This is a genomic window from Actinomadura sp. J1-007 (assembly GCF_009793335.1).
GTDB classification, from domain to species: Bacteria; Actinomycetota; Actinomycetes; order Streptosporangiales; family Streptosporangiaceae; genus Spirillospora; species Spirillospora yumaensis.
Map to the genome: position 1 here is coordinate 5,098,354 of NZ_WING01000001.1, position 16,999 is coordinate 5,115,352.

Below are 16,999 nucleotides of genomic sequence, written 5' to 3' on the forward strand. Positions count from 1 at the left end.
CCGGCCGCGACCCCCGAGGAGTTCCGCGACAACTTCCGCGACGCGCTGATGCGCTGCGTATCGGAACTGACCGTCGAGACCCATCCGGCCGGGAGCTGAGTCCGAGGGGCTCCCGCGAATTGGAGCCGTGAACGATGGAAATCTCTGCTGCGACGACCGGCGGCCTGGCCGCGCCGCCGGAGCCGCGGCCCGCCGCCGGGGCGAGGTTCGTCCTGCTCGGGCCGCTGGAGATCCAGGACGGCCACCGCGTCCGCACGCCGCGCGCGCACAAGCCGCGCGTGCTGCTGGCGATCCTGCTGGTCCGGGCGGGGACGGTGGTGTCGACCGACACGCTGATCTCCGAGCTGTGGGGCGACCGCCCTCCGAGGACCGCGCTGAAGGCGCTCCGGGTGTACGTCTCGCAGCTGCGCCGCGTCCTCGCGGCGCTGCCCGGCGCTCCCGTCACCGCGACCGGCCCCGGCTCCTCCGCCGGGGCCGGGACCGGCCCCTCCACGGCGGCGGCCACGGCTCCCACCGCGCGGGCGGCGACGGGGCGGGCGCCGCGCTCCGTCCGGTCATCGTGACCCGCGATCCGGGCTACCGGCTGGACCTGCCGCCCGACTCCCTCGACCTGCGGCAGTTCGAGCGGCTGTGCTCGCTCGGCCGCGCCGCCCGCGACGCGGGCGACCTGGCCGGCGCGCTCGGCCGCTACCGCGAGGCCACCGCGCTCTGGAAGGGCCCGCGCTCGGCGACGTCCGCTCCTCGCTCCTGCTGGACGGCGTGGCGCTGCGGCTGGAGGAGTCGCGCGTCACGGCCCTGGAGCGGCGGCTGGAGCTGGAGATCCGGCTCGGCGGCCACTCCGAGGTCATCTCCGAACTGCGCCAGCTCGCCGCCGAGTACCCGCTGCGCGAGCGCATCCACTACCAGCTCATGGTCGCGCTCAGCCTCGCCGGCCGGCGCGGCGACGCGCTCCAGACGTTCCGCGAGCTGCGCGGCACGTTCGTCTCCGAGCTCGGCGTCGAGCCCAGCCCGGACCTCCAGCGCCTGCACCAGTCGCTGCTGTCCGCCGACCGGTCCGCGGTCCCTTCCCCGGAGTTCTGGGAACGGTGACCTAATGATCGTTCCGCGATTTTCCGTTGACTAGTCGATCCTTTATCCGAATTGGCGATGATTGGGCCCTGAGAATGGAGCCGAACAGAAAGGGCGGCACCATGGATTTCGACCTCAAGGGAAAGCACGCCGTGGTCACGGGCGGTGCCCGCGGCATCGGCCGCGCCATCGTCCTGGCGCTGATCGAGCAGGGGGTCTCGGTGACGGCCTGCCACCGCACGCCGACCCCGGAGTCCGAGAGCCTCCAGGAGGAGCTCGACGCGCGGCGGGCCGCCGCGCGCGTGCTGCGCGCCGACGTCGCCGACGAGGGCGACGCGCGGCGGCTGCTGGAGACCGCGCACGACGCGTTCGGGCCGGTGGACGTCCTGGTCAACAACGCCGGGGTGATCAGCCACATGCCGCTGCGCGAGATGCCCGCCGCCGAGTGGGACCGCGTCGTCGGCACCAACCTCACCGGGATCTACCAGGTCACCCGCGCCTCCCTGGACCATCTCGCCCGGCCCGCCTCCATCGTCAACGTGACGTCCGCCGTCGCCAAGCACGGCATGCCGAACGCCGCGCACTACGTCTCGTCCAAGGCGGGCGTCATCGGCCTGACCCGGGCGCTGTGCAAGGAACTCGGCCGCGACGCGATCCGCGTCAACGCCATCACCTGCGGGATCGTCGGCGCCACCGGGCAGAAGAGCCCGCAGGGCGAGGCCGGCGAGCGGCGCTACGCGGAGATGACCTCGCTCGGCCGGCTCGGCGTCCCCGCCGAGATCGCCGACGTGGTGCTGTTCCTGGCGAGCGACGCGGCCCGCTACGTGACCGGGGCCGTGCTCGACGTCGACGGCGGGATCTAGGAGGTAAGGCCATGTTCCGCGCAGTGCTCACGATGCGCGTTCGCGAGGGATGTGAGAACAGCTTCGAGGACGTCTGGCGCTCGGCCATGGAGGAGCCGCTCCCGGGCAGCCTCGGCCAGGCCATGATGTGCGACCCGAAGGAGCGGCGGCTGTACGTGATCACCGGCGACTGGGAGAGCCGCGACGCCCTGAAGGCGTTCGAGCAGAGCCCGGGGCGGCGCGCGATGTCCGCCGCGTTCGAGCCGCTCCGCGAGTCGGCCAGCAAGCAGGTGCTGGAGATCATCGCCCGCGCCTAGAGACCCGGACCCGAGCAGCCGGGCCCGCGCGGGCGGGCCCGGGAGACCGGAGGAGACATGACGGTACGCGTCCTTGTGCGGGCCACCCCGCGGAAGGAAGACCAGGAGAAGTTCGAGGCGGCCTACCGGCAGGTGACCGAGACCGTGCGCGGCACGCCCGGCCACCTGCGCGACGAGCTGCTGCGCGACGGCGACGACTACATCCTGCTCGCCGAGTGGGAGAGCGAGCGCGTGTTCCTCGCCTGGGAGGACGACCCGGCGCACCTGCGGATGGCGGCGCCGATGCTGCCGTACTGGGGCGAGAAGGGCGTCGAGCGGCGGATCTACGAGGTGCGCGCCAGGCTCGACAGCGTCTGAGGCGTCCGGCCGGATCCGGCGGAGCCGCGCGGCGGGACCGCGCGCTGGAGTGCACGCCCGACCAGAAGGGAGGCGGCCATGCCCGCCGTGCGGAACGCGATCGTCGTCGGGGCCGGGATCGGCGGGCTGACCGCCGCCATCGGGCTGCGCCGGGCCGGCGTCGAGACGACCGTGCTCGAACGCCGCTCGACCCCCGACCGGCTGCTCACCGGAGGGGGGTTCATGCTCTGGCACAACGCCGTGCTGGCCCTGCGGGAGCTGAAGCTCGACCAGGCCGTCGCGGACGCCGGGGTCGAGATCGTCTACCACGAGTTCCGCTCCGACCGGGACCGGCGCCTCGCCCGCTGGGACGTCGCGCCCGAGGCCGAACGGCACGGCGCGCCGGCCCTCGGGCTGCGCCGGTCCGCGCTCAACGCCGTGCTGATGGAGGCGGCCGGGGACGTCCGCCTCGGGGCCCGCTGCGCCTCGTTCGACCAGGACGAGGACGGGGTCACGGTCACCCTGGACGGCGGTGAGACGCTGCGCGCCGACGTGCTGGTCGGGGCGGACGGCATCCGCTCCACCGTCCGCGACGGGATGCGCAAGGGCCACGACCTCCCGCTGCGGTACGCCGGCTACACCGCCTGGCAGGCGATCACCCGCCTGCCGGGCGAGGAGACCGTGCCGACCGGGACGTTCTTCAACCTGTGGGGCCGGGGCGGGCTGCGCTTCCTCTACATGCGCCTCAACGAGGACGAGGTGTACTGGGACGCGATCACCGCCGACGGCGCGGGCGCGTCGTTCGACATGCTGGCGAACGGCCGGCGCGACGTGCTGCTCGACGCGTACCGCGACTGGCCCGAGCCGGTGCCGCGCATCCTGGCGTCCACCGCCGAGGACGCCATCCTGCCGATCGGGATCTTCGACCGCCCGCCGGACCGGTGCGGCGGCTGGGGGCACGGCCGGGTCGTGCTGCTCGGCGACGCGGCGCATCCGATGACCCTCAACCTCAGCCAGGGCGCCGGGCAGGCCATCGAGGACGCGGTCGCGCTGGTGCGGCTGCTGTCGGAGCACGAGCGGGTGCCCGCCGCGATCCGGGCGTACGAGGACCTGCGTCTGGAGCGGGTCGCGGGCATGGTCGGGACGGCCTGGACGATCGGCGCGATGGGGCGCTGGCGCGGGCGGCTCCGCTGCGCGGGGCGCGACCTGTTCATGCGCGCGTTCTTCGACCGGGTCGGCCGCAAACAGAGCTACCAGCAGATGATGGACGTGCGGTTCTGATGGGGCCCGACCTGCTGCGCGACGTCCTGCTCGCGGTGTTCCTGCTGCTGTCGGGGGCGCTCGCGGGCGTGCTGTTCACCGTGGAGGTCGCGATCGTCCCGGTGGTCGCGGCGCTGCCGGGAGAGCGCTACGTCCAGGTGCACCGGCTGCTGGACCGGCGCTTCGACCCGCTGATGCCGCGCGTCAACAAGGTCGCGCTCGCGATCTGCGTCCTGCTGGTGGTGCTCGCCGGCGGGGTGTGGCCGCGGGTCGCGATCGCGTGCGCCGGGGCGTGCGTCGTCGCGGTCGCCGTGGTCTCCGAGGGCTGGAACGTCCGGATCAACCGGGTCATCGACCGGTGGGAGCCGGACGCGCCACCGGACGGCTGGACCGGCGTCCGCACCCGGTGGGCGGCGGCGAACCGGGTGCGGACGCTCTTCGCCGTCGCCGGCTTCGCCGCCGCCATCGCCGGCACGGCCCTGATCTGGGACTGAGCGGCGCACGGGTCGCCGGAGCCCCCCCGGCGGGGTCCGCGGCCCTTGCGCCCCGGATAGTAGCCATGGTGATAATAACTATGTTGTCAATGATCGTGCGGTCTTCGTAGCCTGGGAGGCAGGGATGTCCAGAGTGCTGGCGTTCCCGGCGGGACGGCGGGCCAAATGGCTCGTGCTGGTGGCCTGGCTGATCATCTTGGGGCGGCCGCGCCGTTCGCCGGCAAGCTGTTCGGCGCCGTGGAGAACGACCGGCTCGGCTACCTGCCGAAGAGCGCGGAGTCGACCGCCGTGCTGGAGCAGCAGGAGGCGTTCCCGCAGGGCCGGGTCAACCCCGCCATCATCGTCTACCAGCGCGACGGCGGGCTGACCGCCGCGGACCGGGCGCGCGCGGCGGACGACCAGCGGTGGATGGCGGGCAAGTACATGCCGAAGACGCCGCCGCCTCCGCCGACCGTCTCCAAGGACGGCAAGGCGCTGATCTACCAGATCGCGCTCGTGGCGCCGCCGGACAAGCAGGAGGGCAACTACGTCCTCGACGCGGTGGACGCGATGCGCAAGCACATCGGCGATCCCGGCGGCGGTCTGGAGGTCAAGGTCTCGGGCCCGGCCGGGCGCGACTCCGACCAGTTCCTGATCTTCCGCGACATGCAGTACCAGCTCGTGCTGATCCCGGTCATCGTGGTCGCGATCCTGCTGCTGGTCATCTACCGCAGCGCCGTGCTGTTCCTGGTGCCGCTGTTCACCGTCGCGGTCGCCAACCAGCTCGGCAGCGCGTTCGTGTACGGGCTGATCAAGAACACCGACCTGGTCATCAACTCGATGTCGACCGGCGTGCTCAGCATCCTGATCTACGGCGCCGGGACCGACTACGCGCTGCTGCTGATATCCCGCTACCGGGAGGAACTGGCCAGACACGAGGACCGGCACGAGGCGATGGCCGAGGCGCTGCGCCGCTCCAGCGGGGCCGTCCTCGCGTCCGGCGGCACGGTCGCGCTCGGCCTGCTGTGCCTGTTCGCCGCCGACCTCAACGCCACCCGCGCGCTCGCGCCGATCGGCGTCCTCGCCGTCGGCTCCGCCATGCTGGCGATGCTCACGCTGCTGCCGGCGCTGCTGGTCGTCTTCGGCCGCTGGCTGTTCTGGCCGCGCGCGCCGCACGTCGGCGACTCCAAGCGCGCGCACGGCTTCTGGACCCGGATGGGCGAGACCGTCCAGGCCCGCCCGCGCCGCGTGTGGGCGCTGACCTCGCTCGGCCTCGCCGTCGGCGTCCTCGGCCTGCTGGCGTTCAACGTGCCGCAGCAGACGCAGTTCACCACCACGCCCGACTCCGAGCGCGGCCAGACGCTGATCTCCGCGCACTTCCCCGCCGGCAACGGCAACCCCGCGACGATCGTCGCGAACGCGGCGCAGGCCGACCAGGTCAAGACCGCGGCGACGGGGTCCGGGGTGGTCGGCGCGGTCGCCGAGGTGGGCCGGGCCGCGGGCAAGGTCCAGTACGCCGCGACGCTGAACGCCGAACCGGTCACCGCGGCCGAGCGCTCGGCCGTCCACAGGCTGCGCGAGGACGTGCACGCGGTGAACGGCGCGGAGGCGAAGGTCGGCGGGCCCGCGGCGATCCAGCTCGACCAGCGCGACACCAACGTGCGGGACTCGTGGATCACCATCCCGCTCGTCCTGGTCGTCATCTTCATCGTGCTGTTGCTGCTGCTGCGCGCGGTCACCCTGTCGGTCCTGCTGATCGCGACGGTGGCGCTGTCGTTCGGCGCCGCGCTCGGCGTGTCCACGCTCGTCTTCGAGTACGGCTTCGGCTGGTCCGGGCAGGACTCGCAGCTCCCGCAGCTCGCGTTCGTGTTCCTCGTCGCGCTCGGGGTCGACTACAACATCTTCCTCATGAGCCGCGTCCGCGAGGAGAGCAGGCGGCACGGCACCCGCGAGGGCGTCATCAAGGGCCTGGTGACCACCGGCGGCGTGATCACCTCGGCGGGCGTCGTGCTCGCCGCCACGTTCGCGGTGCTGGTGGCCCTGCCCGTGGTCAGCTTCGCCGAGCAGGGCTTCGTGATCGGGCTCGGCGTGCTGATCGACACCTTCATCGTCCGCTCCCTGCTGGTCCCGGCGCTCGTGCACGACATCGGCGACCGGGTCTGGTGGCCGAGCGGCCTCGCGCGCGGAACGCGGCAGCGGGCGGAGCGCGGGCGCGAGCTCGCGCCGGACAAGAGCAGGTGAGCGACTGTGGCAACGCCAGGTTCGGACGGAACGGCCGGCGCCCCGCCGGCCGGTGAGACCGGGGACACCACCACGCTGATCGGCCGCCCGGCCGACCGGTACCTCGACGAGGCGGCGGACCACCTCGCCGCCGTGAAGGACGAGATCCTGCGCCGGCTGCGGGTCCGGCCCGGCCACCGGGTGCTCGACGTCGGCTGCGGCAACGGCACCGACGCGCTGGAGCTCGCCCGGCACGTCGGCGACGCCGGCGAGGTCGTCGGCGTGGACGTGAGCGAGGAGGCCGTCGCCGGCGCGATCGGCCGCGGCCTCGCCGCCGGGGCCGGCGTCTCGTTCCAGGTCGCGAGCGTCTACGCGCTGCCGTTCCCGGACGCCTCGTTCGACGCGTGCCGTTCCGAGCGGATGGTCCAGCACCTGGAGGACCCGGTGGCGGGCGTCCGCGAGATGCTCCGCGTCACCAAGCCCGGCGGGCGGATCCTCGTCGCCGACCCCGACCACGGGATGTGGGCGCCCGACCTGGCCGACAGGGAGACGACGCGCGCCGTCCTCGCGTGGTGGTTCGACAACGTCCGCAACCCGTGGATCGGGCGGCGGCTGCCCGGCGTGCTGCGCGCCGCGGGCGCGCGGGACGTGCACGTGACCGTCATGCCGGTCGTGCTGCGCGGCGTCGCGGCGGCCGACGGGCTCACCGGCCTGATGGACGCGCTGCGCCACGCGGGCGACGCCGGGGTGGTCCCCGCCGAGCGCGCGCGGGCCCTCCGGGAGGAGGCCGCGCGGCGGGACGCCGACGGCGGGTTCGTGATGTACGGGGCGATCGCCCTCGCCGAGGGGAGGAGGCCCGAGTGACGACCGACGTCCGGCGCTACACCGACTGCGTCGACGACGCTTTGGACCGCCTGTGGGAGACCGGGTTCGAGTTCGGCCCCGACTTCGCCGTGCACGCGCCGATGGTCGCCGAGACCCTCGCGACGCTGGGCTACACCGGCGACGTCCCGTCCTGGATCGAGGTCAACCGGCGCAGGCGGCGCTACTACGCGCCGCCTGCGGCGGGCGACCCGCTCCCGGACGCCCCGGCGGAGGCGCGCGCGGTCGCGCTCGGCGACTACCGCCGCGTCTCCGACTGGGTCGGCTTCTTCGACCGGCGGCTGGACGAGCGGCCGTGGCGCGACGTGCTGGTCGAGTGGTGGCCGACGCTGCTGGAGGGCGCGTTCGCCGCGTTCACCCACGGGCTGATCCGCACCGCGCACGCCGTGCGGACGCTGCGCACCGTCCCCGAGCCGAGCGCCCTCCAGCTGAACGAGCTGTCGCGCGGCATGGCGTACTGGGCGGCCCGCTACACGCCGGTGCCGTGGAAGCTGGCCAACGACGCGCCCGCCGTGTCGGGCCCGGACGAGGTCCCCGCCGCGCTGAGCGAGCTGACCGTCCGGCAGGCGGCGCGGTACGCCGAGCAGGCGCCCGACCCGGCCGTCCCGCAGGTGCACTCGGTCACCGCGCCGTCCGCGCTGCGGCTGGTGCTGCCGGTGCTGCCGGACGAGCTGAAGGTCCGGTCGTACGAGGCGGTCTCCCAGGTCGCGGCCGGGATCTGGAAGGCCGTCCCGACGCTGTCCGGCCGCGGCCCGGCGGCGGAGGAGGGCTACCGGCCGCCGAGCGGCGAGGAGCTCGCCGCCGAGGCGGTCGAGCTGGGCGAGGAGCACTGCATCAAGCTCGCGGAGGCATGCCTGCGCGAGAACGCCGAACGGCCCGACGAGCGCTACCTCGCCGCGGCGCACACGCTGATCACCAAGTGCAGGTACTGAGGGGGAGCCATGCCCGCCGACTACGACATGACGATGATGGAGGTGACGCACAACGCGCTCCGGCGCGACCTGCGCCACCTCGCCGACGCCGCCGAGAAGCTCGACCCGGACGACGCGCGCGGGCGCGCCGCCGTCCGGGCCGGCTGGTCGACGCTGAAGACGATGCTGACCAGCCACCACGACGGCGAGGACCGCCACATGTGGCCCCGGATGCGCGCCGGGCTGCGGGACCGGCCGGACGACCTGCTCGTCCTGGACGCGATGGAGGAGGAGCACGACCGGATCGACCCGCTGGTGCGGGACGTGGACGCCGCGCTGGCCAAGCGGTCCGGCGGCGACGCCCTCGCGAGCGCCGCCGCCGCGTTCTCCGACGAGGTCGGCGGCCACCTCGCCCACGAGGAGCGCGACGCGCTGCCGCTGGTGCGGGCCGCGATGCCCGCCGCCGAGTGGGAGAAGACCCTCGCCGAGATGCGCGGCAACGGCCTGGCCGCGCTGCGCTCGGCGCCGGAGTTCTTCCCGTGGCTGCTCGGCGGGGCGGAGCCGCGCGAGCGCGCCGCGGTCCTCGGCCGCGTCCCGCCGCCGGTCCGCCTGCTCTACTCCAAGGTCTGGCTGCCCCGCTACGCCAAGCAGCCGCGCTGGATGTGAGGCGGGCCGCGCACGCGGCGGCGGCCCCGCCCACCGGGCGGGGCCGCCGCTTCGCGGGTCAGCCGTTGGGGGGCTTCGGCGGGCCGCCGGGCCCGCCGGGTCCGCCGGGCCCGGGGATGACGCCGAGCTGCTGCATCATCCCGAGGTCGTCCCGCACGGCCCAGTGCTCGGCGATCCGCTCGCCCTCGAACCGGACCATGTGGAGCTGCCGCACCGCGACGGTCTTGCCGGTGCCGGGGAGCCCGGAGCCGGGGAGCGGCCCCTTGTGCGTCCCCTTCATCACCATCCGGAACGCCACGATGTCGCCCTCGGCGATGACCTCCTCGATGTCGTAGTCGAGGTCGGGGAACGCCGTGCGGGCCTGCTCGCGGACCGCGAGCACCCGGGCGGGGCCGCGCTGCGGAGCGCCGCTGTGGTCGTCGTAGTCGGGCGTGTAAATGTCGTTCGCGACTTCCGGATCGGCCTTCCCCCGCAGTACGTCGAGGGATTTGACAAGGATTTCCTTGTTCCTTTCCTGCTGGCTTTTCTCGGCCATGCGCCCTTGCCTCCACACGCTGGAAGGAATTGTCTTTCAAGGTGAGGCTAATCCGGTCCAAATAGGGTGTCAAGACGGTATTCGAAGCGTCTTTCCAATGCTTAATCCCGGTTTTATCCCGGTCGGCCATGCTGGGCGCGTGGCCCGTCGGGCGCAGGGCGGGACCGGAGAGGACCTCACGATGCCGAAGTGGACCCCCGACGACCTACCCGATCTGTCCGGCCGGACGGCCGTGGTGACCGGCGCGAACGCCGGCCTCGGCTTCCACACCGCGCTGGAGCTGGCCCGCCGCGGCGCCCGGGTGACCCTGGCCTGCCGCGACACCGGGCGCGGGGAGCGCGCGCTCGCCGCGATCCGGCGGCGGGCGCCGGACGCCTCCGCCGAGGTGCGGCGGCTGGACGTGGCGGACCTGGCGTCCGTGCGCGCGTTCGCCGACGGCTACGCGGCCGACCGCGGCGGGCTGGACGTGCTGATCAACAACGCCGGGGTGATGGCCATCCCGTTCACCCTCACCCCGGACGGTTTCGAAACGCAGTTCGCCACCAACTACCTCGGCCATTTCGCGCTGACCGGGCTGCTGATGCCCGCGCTCCTGGAACGCCCGGGATCGCGGGTCGTCAGCATCACCACGTTCGGCGTGAACTACTGGGGCAAGATCGAGTTCGACAACCTCCAGGGCGAGCGGAAGTACAACAAGTCCGCCGCGTACACGCAGGCGAAGATGGCCAACCTGGTGTTCGCGAAGGAACTGTCGCGGCGCTATTCCGGCCGGGGCGTGCACGGGGTCGCGGCGCACCCCGGCTACGCGGCGACCGACGTGCTCTACGTCGGGCCGCGCATGCAGAACAACCGCGCCCAGGAGCTCTGGTACCGGCTGACCACCCGCCTGGTCGCCAAGCCGACCGAGCAGGGCGCGTGGCCGTCGCTCTACGCCGCCTGCGCCGACGGCGTCGAGCCCGGCGAGAGCTACGCCCCGCAGGGCCGCGTCCAGATCCGCGGCCCCGTCGGGAAGGTGAAGACCCCCGCGAGCGCCGAGGACCCCGAGCTCGGACGGCGCCTCTGGGAGGTCTCGGAGAAGCTCACCGGCGTCTCGTACGAGCAGGCCGCCGCGACGAAGGGAAGCTGACGATGGTGGACATGCTGCCGGTGCTCCCGCGCTACCAGGCGTTCCACGGCCGCGTCGCGCTCGTGACCGGCGCGAGCAGCGGCATCGGCGCCGCGACCGCGTGGACGCTCGCCTCGCGCGGCGCCGCGATCGCGGTCAACTACCACCGGGGCGAGGCCGCGGCCAAGGAGCTGGCCGAGTCGGTCCGCGCGGCCGGCGGCCGGGCCGTCGCGATCCAGGCCGACGTCACCGACGCCGACCAGGTCCGGACCATGGCCGAACGGACCGCGGCCGAACTCGGGCCGATCGACGTGCTCGTCGCGAACGCGACCGGGCTGTACGCCGAGGACGTCAAGTTCGCCCCGTTCACCACGACCCCGATCGAGACCGTCGAGCGGACCGTGCAGCGCCAGCTCCGCGGGCTGCTCCACCCGGTCGACGCCGTGCTGCCGCAGATGGTGGACCGGGGGCGCGGCTCGATCGTCGCGGTCGGCGCCGCGCTGTCGCGCACGCCCGCGCCCGGCTTCCTGGCCCTGTCGATGGCCAAGGCCGGCGTGGAGGCGGCGGTCAAGGCGCTGGCGCACGAGGTCGGCCAGTACGGCGTGCGCGTCAACGGCGTCGCACCCGGCCTGATCCTCACCCGCGTCGCCGACGGCCTGCCCGAGCCCGCGCTCCAGGCCAACGCGCAGCGCGCCGCGATCCGCCGCAACGGCGTCCCCGAGGACGTCGCCGAGGTGATCGCGTTCCTGGCCGCCGACACCTCCGGCTACCTGACCGGCGCCTACCTGCTCGTGGACGGCGGCACCGCGTCGTCGTGAGAGGACGGCCCGCCGCCCCCGGGCCGTCCGCCCCGGGCAGCCCCCGCCGGGCCGCCCGCCCAGGGCCGCCCGAGGGCCGCCCGCCCAAGGCCGCCTGACCCGGCGGCCCATCCGTAGAGAAGCGAGGGCTGATGGAGAGCAAGCAAACCAACTGCGATGTGCTGATCGTCGGGTCGGGGATGGCGGGCTCCATGCTCGGCGCCATCCTGGCCCGCAACGGCGCGAAGGTCGTCCTGGTGGACGGGGTGACGCACCCGAGGTTCGCCGTCGGGGAGTCCACGATCCCGCACTTCCTCGTCTGGCTCCAGATCCTCGCGGCGCGCTACCGCGTCCCGGAGATCACGACGCTGGAGAGCATCGAGCGGGTCGGGGAGCGGATCGGCACCACGTTCGGCGTGAAGCGGCACTTCGCGTTCGTCTCGCACCGCGAGGGCCAGGAGCCCGACCCGAACGAGACGATCCTCGCCGGCGTGCCGAAGGCGCTCTACAAGGCGACGCACATCTTCCGCCAGGACAGCGACGCCTACCTGTTCCACGTGGCGATCAAGTACGGGGCCGAGCCGCGGCAGAACTGGCGCGTGGCCGACATCGACTTCGCCGAGGACGCCGTCACCGTCACCGGCCAGAACGGCGAGGTCATCCGCGCGCGCTACCTGGTGGACGGCAGCGGGTTCCGCTCGCCGGTCGCCGACAAGCTCGACCTGCGCGACGACCCGTGCCGCTTCAAGACCCACACCCGCTCGCTGTTCACGCACATGGTGGACGTCCCGCCGTTCGACCACATGGTGGACTGGCCGAAGGAGCAGCGCCCGCCGCTGCCCTGGTACAAGGGCACGGTGCACCACACCTTCGACGGGGGGTGGTTCTGGGTCATCCCGTTCAACAACCACAAGGCGTCCACGAACCCGCTGTGCAGCGTCGGCCTCGTGCTCGACTCCCGCCGGCACCCGAAGCCGGACGACATGACGCCCGAGGAGGAGTGGCAGCACTGGGTCGACAAGTTCCCGGCGGTCAAGCGGCAGTTCCGCGGCGCGCGGCGCGTCCGCGAGTGGGTGTCCACGGGACGGGTGCAGTACTCGTCCAAGAAGACGGTCGGGCACCGCTGGGTGCTGATGTCGCACGCGGCCGGGTTCATCGACCCGCTGTTCTCGCGCGGCATGTCCAACACCGTCGAGGTCATCGACGCCGTCGCGTGGCGGCTGCTCCAGTCGCTCAAGGACGACGACTTCTCCGAGGAGCGCTACGAGTACGTCGAGCGGCTCCAGCAGGGCCTGCTCACCTACAACGACGAGCTGGTCAACTCCTCGATGATCGCGTTCCCGCACTTCCAGCTCTGGGACCCGGTGTTCCGGATCTGGGCGTTCTCCTCCAACTACGGGGCGATGCGGCTGACCCGCGCCCAGCTCCGCTACAACCTCACCGGCGACGAGCGGCACTACAAGGAGCTGGAGAGCGGGCCGAACGTCGGGTTCTGGTGGCCGGACGAGCCCGAGATGAAGCAGATGTGGGACGCGATGGTCGAGACCGTCGAGAAGTTCGAGGTCGGTGAGATCTCGGCGGACGACGCCGGCGCCAAGATCCTCAAGGACGTGCTCGACTCCGAGCTGCCGCCCGCCGCGTTCGGCTACAAGGACCCCGACAACCACAACCTGCACCCGACCACGCTGGACCTCGCCCGCTTCATGACGTGGGCGATCCGCTCCGGTCCGCCCCCGGCGAAGGCGCTCGCGTCCGGCACGCTGGAGGCCATGGGCCGCGCCGCCCTGCGCCGCAAGAAGATCTCCTAGCCGTTCCCTCTCGGGCTCGGGCCTGGGCGTGAAAGAACCGGCCGTCCTTTTCGAGGACGGCCGGTTCTCCTTTTTCAGCGAGCTTTCCGCTCGGCCGGGATCAGTTGTTCTCGCACTGCTTGCGGAGCGCCTCGTTCAGCATGTAGAAATCGTGCTCGGTCTTGAGGAGCATTTTCGCCATGACCGGTACGAGCGCGCCGGAGAAGACCTCCGACTGGACGACGCGGGTGCCGTTCTCGGTCGGCGTCAGCGCGAACTCGTGGCGGCCCGCGGCGAGGCCGGGGATCGGGATCAGGCGGGCCGACCAGCGCAGCACGATGCCGGGCACGGCGGCGAGCACCTTGGCCTTGTTGGTGGCGCTCCAGCCCGCCGACGAGCGGATCCGCAGCCGGACGCTCGTGCCGGGCACCGGCGCGCCGGTCGCGCGCACGATGAACGGGTTCCAGCCGGGGTAGCCGGCGAAGTCGGTGAGCACCTCCCACACCCGTTCCGGTGCGGCGTCGATGTCGATGGCCGCGGAGACTTCTCGGGTCGTCATGGTTCCCTCTTTCCGGTCCGGATTTCCGCTCCGGCGGTGGGCGCTCTCATGGTCTCCCGGCGTCCTTGAGAACGGCTGGAAACAAACTGGAAGAAGCTGGGTCATTGACACTTACCAGGGCACATCGGATTATTTTCAATAAGTAATCTCCGAATGGAGGACGGGGTCATGACGCACACCCCAGGAAAAGTCGTGGCGCTCGACGACGTGGACCCGGTGAAGTGGATGGGAGAGGAGGGCCGGTTCCTGCTGCGCAGCGAGGACACCGGCGGCCTCTACAGCTTCTTCGAGGTGACCACCTCGCCCGGCGGCGGCCCCCGCTGCACATCCACGAGGGCGAGGACGAGGCGTTCTACGTCGTGCAGGGCGAGTACGCCATCGTCCTCGGCGACGAGACCTACCAGGCCCCGCCGGACGGCTCGTGTACGGGCCGCGCGGCGTGCCGCACAAGTTCCGCAACGTCTCCGACGGGCCCAGCAAGCTGCTCGTCATCGCCACGCCGGGCGGCGTCGAGGGCTTCTTCGAGGGGCTGAGCGACATCATGGCCAAGGGCCTGCCGCCGGACCCGGCCGAGATGATCGAGCTGGCCACGCGGCACGACGTGCACGGCCTGGAGCCGGTCGGCCCGCCGCCCGGCGTCCACCGGTGAGCGGCGGCGGGCCCGCGGGAGGCGCCGCGGGCGCGGCCGGCGCGGTCGGCGCGGGCCTCGGCGTGGTGCCGGGCCCGGAGGAGGCGGCCAAGGCGCTCGCCCGCAGGTGGCTGACGGACGGCTGGTGCCGCGGCGACCTCGACCTGGCGTACGACGTGTTCGCGCCCGACTTCACGCTGCGCGGGCAGCGGGTGGGGCCGGAGGGGCCGCGGCGCAGCGTGCGGCGGATCCGGTCGGCGTTCGCCGGGCTCACGATCGCGATCGACCTCCAGGTCGCCGAGGGCGACCTGGTCGCGACCCACTTCACCGCGTGCGGCGAGCACGTCGGCGAGTACCGCGGCATCGCCCCGACGGGCCGTTCGGTCACCGCGTCGGGCGTGCAGATCTGGACGGTGCGCGGCGGCCGGGCCGTCGCCGACCTCAACGTCTTCGACGAGTGGGGGATGGTCGAGCAGCTCCGCGCGCCCTGACCGCGCCCGCCGGCGACCGCGCCCCCGGCCTGCGCCCGACATGCCCGATCCCGTTCCGCCCCCTGCGGCGGAACGGGATCGGTGTGTTGCGGGCCCTTCCGGGCCGCGTCCCGGGCCGGTCCGGCGGGACCGGCCGGCGGTCACCTCGGCTTGCGGCCCAGGACGACCGTGTGGCCGTCGTGGTCCTGGAGCGGGATCGCCTCGACGTCCTCGAAGCCCGCCTCGGCCAGCCAGCCCGTGCACTCCTCGGCGGTGTACCCGGAGCCGCCGACGCTGAGCGTCATCGCGAGGCTCAGCATCAGCGGGTTCAGCCGCTCGCGGCCCGCGTCGATCATCAGGTCGTGCACCAGGAACGCGCCGCCGGGCAGCACCGCGTCGTACGCCTTGGCGATGACGGTCCTGCGCTGATCGGTCGTCCAGTTGTGCAGCGCGTGCCCGCACAGCAGCACGTCGCCCTCGGGCAGCGGGTTCTCGAACCAGTCGCCGCCCTGGTAGCGGGCCCGGCCGGCGACGCCGAGCCGTTCCATGTGCTCGTGGAACAGCGGCTCGATCGGCGGCATGTCGAACACGGTGGCGGTGAGGTGCGGGTGCGCCTCCAGCAGGATGCCCGCGGTGTTGCCGCGCGCGCCGCCGAGGTCGACCAGCGTCCGCCACTGCGACCAGTCGACGCGGCGGCTGATCTCCCAGGCGATCTCGCTGCTCAGCGAGTCCTGCGCCTCCATGAACATGCGCTGGAGGTCCACGTTGGCGTAGGTGTGCTCGAAGAACTCCGAGCCCTCCTTCTGCACGGCCTCCGCGCCGTTCCGCGCGCCCTGCCCGGCGCTCTGCCCGGCGTCCGGCCCGGCGCCGTTCGGCGCGGGCGGGCCGGGCGGCGGGCCTGCGGCGCGGGCGGCTTGCCGGTGCGCAGCATCTCGGCGAGCCCGTCCCAGGTGGGGCGCATGAAGTTGTCGACGAAGGTGAGGTAGTGGCCCATGTAGTAGCGCTTGCCGGGGACGAGGTAGAAGTCGGACTCGGCGGTGTTGGCGTACCGGCCGCCGTCGCGCCGCTCCAGCAGCCCGAGGGCCACCAGGGCGTCCAGGAAGTCGTGCAGGGCCGGGGGCTTCAGGCCGAGGCCCTCGCCCAGCTCGGCGCGCGTCGCCGGGCCGTCCGCGAGCCGCGCGAACACCCCAGCTCGGACGCCGTCATGATCAGCTTGGTCTGCCAGAAGGCGGTGCTCAGCTCGTAGACCTTCGCGGGCGCGAAGGGCGGGGCCGTCGTGGGGGTCGTCATCGGGAGGACTCCTTGTCCGGTCGGAACGGGGCGGGGGGTCCGCTACTCGTGCCAGGCGGACCACCATTGGAGGTCGGTGTTGAGAGAGCGGTAGCCGCCGCCGAAGAACACCAGCGGCTCGGCGTGGTCGTCCGGCGCGGTCTCCAGCGCGACGACCCTGCCGAGCACGATGTCGTGGTCGCCGGCGGGGATCGGGCGCGGTTCGACGCATTCCAGGACGGCCAGCGCGCTCGGCAGCAGCGGCACGCCGGTCTCCCCGTACCGGGGCTCGATCGCGTCGAAGCGGTCGAAGCCGGGGCTGGCGAAGCGCCAGCTCAGCGAGAGCTGGCCCTCGCGCAGGATGTTGACCGCGAAGCCGTCCGCCCCGGTGAACACCGGGTGCAGGCGCGAGCGGCGGTCGACGCAGAACAGCACGAGCGGCGGGTCGAGCGAGACGGAGGTGAGCGAGTTCACCGTCATCCCGATCGGCGTCCCGTCGGGCGCGGCGGCGGTCACGACGGCCACGCCGGTGGCGAAGCGGCCGAGCGCCGCGCGGAGGGCGCGCGGGTGGAGGGCGTCCAACGTCCGCGATTCAGGGGTTCGCATGGGCCTCCCGTTTCCGGGCGGTTGGGGTCCGTCCCGGCCAGGGTTCCGCCGCGGGCTCGAAGAACGCTCGGAGAACGCCGGTAGGCGCGATCGGGCCCCGCCGGGACGGGACGGGGCTTCCAGCGCTTCTGCATCGCCGGTCAAGCGGGGGCGCGCAGCCTGGGGCGGTGATGCCCGCCACGGGGCTGTCTGGTGAAGGAGCCGTTTACGTGTCCACATCGCGTGCTCAGAAGGTGACGGCAGCGGATGTCACCCCCAACCGCCGCCG

21 protein-coding genes and 3 pseudogenes are annotated in these 16,999 nt (G+C 73.0%); 18 read left to right on the forward strand and 6 right to left on the reverse strand.

Annotated features, from left to right (window positions below; translation table 11 throughout):
• Positions 1-134: 134 nt before the first annotated feature.
• The 12 genes and pseudogenes from GEV43_RS23180 to GEV43_RS23230 form a co-directional block, all read left to right on the forward strand.
• Positions 135-428 (forward strand): annotated as a pseudogene (locus tag GEV43_RS23180) (winged helix-turn-helix domain-containing protein); the annotation flags it as partial.
• A pseudogene (locus tag GEV43_RS56210) lies at positions 347-724 on the forward strand (BTAD domain-containing putative transcriptional regulator); the annotation flags it as partial. The pseudogenes GEV43_RS23180 and GEV43_RS56210, both read left to right, overlap by 82 nt.
• Positions 631-1,089 carry an AfsR/SARP family transcriptional regulator gene (locus GEV43_RS23185; protein ID WP_309239794.1) on the forward strand — a complete coding sequence of 153 codons (459 nt, stop codon included), beginning with the start codon at positions 631-633 and terminating at the stop codon, positions 1,087-1,089. The pseudogene GEV43_RS56210 and the gene GEV43_RS23185, both read left to right, overlap by 94 nt.
• A gap of 101 nt (positions 1,090-1,190) precedes the next feature.
• On the forward strand, positions 1,191-1,931 hold the full coding sequence (locus GEV43_RS23190; RefSeq protein ID WP_160822483.1) for an SDR family NAD(P)-dependent oxidoreductase: 741 nt from the start codon (positions 1,191-1,193) through the stop codon (positions 1,929-1,931).
• A gap of 11 nt (positions 1,932-1,942) precedes the next feature.
• Positions 1,943-2,227: an antibiotic biosynthesis monooxygenase family protein gene (locus GEV43_RS23195; RefSeq protein ID WP_160822484.1), complete on the forward strand. Its 285-nt coding sequence runs from the start codon at positions 1,943-1,945 to the stop codon at positions 2,225-2,227.
• Between the two features lie 57 nt (positions 2,228-2,284).
• On the forward strand, positions 2,285-2,584 hold the full coding sequence (locus GEV43_RS23200; RefSeq protein ID WP_160822485.1) for an antibiotic biosynthesis monooxygenase: 300 nt from the start codon (positions 2,285-2,287) through the stop codon (positions 2,582-2,584).
• Between the two features lie 78 nt (positions 2,585-2,662).
• Complete coding sequence (locus GEV43_RS23205) at positions 2,663-3,844, forward strand: FAD-dependent monooxygenase (protein WP_160822486.1); 1,182 nt, start codon at positions 2,663-2,665, stop codon at positions 3,842-3,844.
• Positions 3,844-4,317, forward strand: coding sequence for an anthrone oxygenase family protein (locus GEV43_RS23210; RefSeq protein ID WP_160822487.1), 474 nt, complete (start codon positions 3,844-3,846; stop codon positions 4,315-4,317). Before GEV43_RS23205 ends, GEV43_RS23210 begins: the two co-directional genes overlap by 1 nt.
• Before the next feature lie 165 nt (positions 4,318-4,482).
• Entirely contained in the window at positions 4,483-6,537 is a 2,055-nt protein-coding gene (locus tag GEV43_RS23215) for an MMPL family transporter (RefSeq protein ID WP_160822488.1), read from the forward strand.
• A 6-nt stretch (positions 6,538-6,543) separates the two neighbouring features.
• Positions 6,544-7,380: a methyltransferase domain-containing protein gene (locus GEV43_RS23220; protein WP_160822489.1), complete on the forward strand. Its 837-nt coding sequence runs from the start codon at positions 6,544-6,546 to the stop codon at positions 7,378-7,380.
• Positions 7,377-8,330, forward strand: a complete 954-nt coding sequence (locus tag GEV43_RS23225; protein WP_160822490.1) for a questin oxidase family protein — start codon at positions 7,377-7,379, stop codon at positions 8,328-8,330. Before GEV43_RS23220 ends, GEV43_RS23225 begins: the two co-directional genes overlap by 4 nt.
• A gap of 9 nt (positions 8,331-8,339) precedes the next feature.
• Positions 8,340-8,975 (forward strand): hemerythrin domain-containing protein, encoded by a 636-nt coding sequence (locus GEV43_RS23230; RefSeq protein WP_160822491.1) that lies wholly within the window; start codon positions 8,340-8,342, stop codon positions 8,973-8,975.
• Positions 8,976-9,033: 58 nt separating this feature from the next.
• Here the strand turns inward: GEV43_RS23230 and GEV43_RS23235 are convergent, their stop codons facing one another.
• Entirely contained in the window at positions 9,034-9,510 is a 477-nt protein-coding gene (locus GEV43_RS23235) for an ester cyclase (protein WP_160822492.1), read from the reverse strand.
• Positions 9,511-9,691: 181 nt separating this feature from the next.
• Here GEV43_RS23235 and GEV43_RS23240 point away from each other — a divergent pair, with 181 nt between their 5' ends.
• The 3 genes from GEV43_RS23240 (at position 9,692) to GEV43_RS23250 (ending at position 13,220) form a co-directional block, all read left to right on the forward strand.
• A complete protein-coding gene (locus GEV43_RS23240; RefSeq protein ID WP_160822493.1) occupies positions 9,692-10,636 on the forward strand; it encodes an oxidoreductase in 945 nt (314 codons plus the stop codon).
• An 11-nt stretch (positions 10,637-10,647) separates the two neighbouring features.
• On the forward strand, positions 10,648-11,433 hold the full coding sequence (locus tag GEV43_RS23245; protein WP_160822494.1) for an SDR family NAD(P)-dependent oxidoreductase: 786 nt from the start codon (positions 10,648-10,650) through the stop codon (positions 11,431-11,433).
• A gap of 131 nt (positions 11,434-11,564) precedes the next feature.
• Complete coding sequence (locus GEV43_RS23250) at positions 11,565-13,220, forward strand: NAD(P)/FAD-dependent oxidoreductase (protein WP_160822495.1); 1,656 nt, start codon at positions 11,565-11,567, stop codon at positions 13,218-13,220.
• A gap of 100 nt (positions 13,221-13,320) precedes the next feature.
• Here GEV43_RS23250 and GEV43_RS23255 read toward each other — a convergent pair whose 3' ends face one another.
• A complete protein-coding gene (locus GEV43_RS23255; RefSeq protein ID WP_160822496.1) occupies positions 13,321-13,758 on the reverse strand; it encodes an SRPBCC domain-containing protein in 438 nt (145 codons plus the stop codon).
• 221 nt (positions 13,759-13,979) lie between these two features.
• Between GEV43_RS23255 and GEV43_RS56215 the strand changes: the two are divergent.
• The 3 genes and pseudogenes from GEV43_RS56215 to GEV43_RS55045 all read left to right on the forward strand — a co-directional run.
• Positions 13,980-14,159 (forward strand): annotated as a pseudogene (locus GEV43_RS56215) (hypothetical protein); the annotation flags it as partial.
• A 20-nt stretch (positions 14,160-14,179) separates the two neighbouring features.
• Positions 14,180-14,407, forward strand: coding sequence for a hypothetical protein (locus GEV43_RS55040; RefSeq protein ID WP_206681541.1), 228 nt, complete (start codon positions 14,180-14,182; stop codon positions 14,405-14,407).
• The gene (locus tag GEV43_RS55045) at positions 14,404-14,877 is read left to right on the forward strand and encodes an ester cyclase (RefSeq protein WP_160822498.1); all 474 of its coding nucleotides are present in this window, start codon (positions 14,404-14,406) and stop codon (positions 14,875-14,877) included. Before GEV43_RS55040 ends, GEV43_RS55045 begins: the two co-directional genes overlap by 4 nt.
• A 140-nt stretch (positions 14,878-15,017) precedes the next feature.
• Here GEV43_RS55045 and GEV43_RS23270 read toward each other — a convergent pair whose 3' ends face one another.
• From GEV43_RS23270 to GEV43_RS23285, 4 genes are read right to left on the reverse strand one after another with little or no spacing between them, the layout of a single operon-like run.
• On the reverse strand, positions 15,018-15,665 hold the full coding sequence (locus GEV43_RS23270; protein WP_160822499.1) for a methyltransferase: 648 nt from the start codon (positions 15,663-15,665) through the stop codon (positions 15,018-15,020).
• Positions 15,578-16,042 (reverse strand): methyltransferase dimerization domain-containing protein, encoded by a 465-nt coding sequence (locus tag GEV43_RS23275; protein WP_160822500.1) that lies wholly within the window; start codon positions 16,040-16,042, stop codon positions 15,578-15,580. Before GEV43_RS23275 ends, GEV43_RS23270 begins: the two co-directional genes overlap by 88 nt.
• A complete protein-coding gene (locus GEV43_RS23280; protein WP_160822501.1) occupies positions 15,979-16,146 on the reverse strand; it encodes a hypothetical protein in 168 nt (55 codons plus the stop codon). Before GEV43_RS23280 ends, GEV43_RS23275 begins: the two co-directional genes overlap by 64 nt.
• A gap of 42 nt (positions 16,147-16,188) precedes the next feature.
• Entirely contained in the window at positions 16,189-16,731 is a 543-nt protein-coding gene (locus tag GEV43_RS23285; RefSeq protein WP_160822502.1) for a flavin reductase family protein, read from the reverse strand.
• Positions 16,732-16,999: the final 268 nt, after the last annotated feature.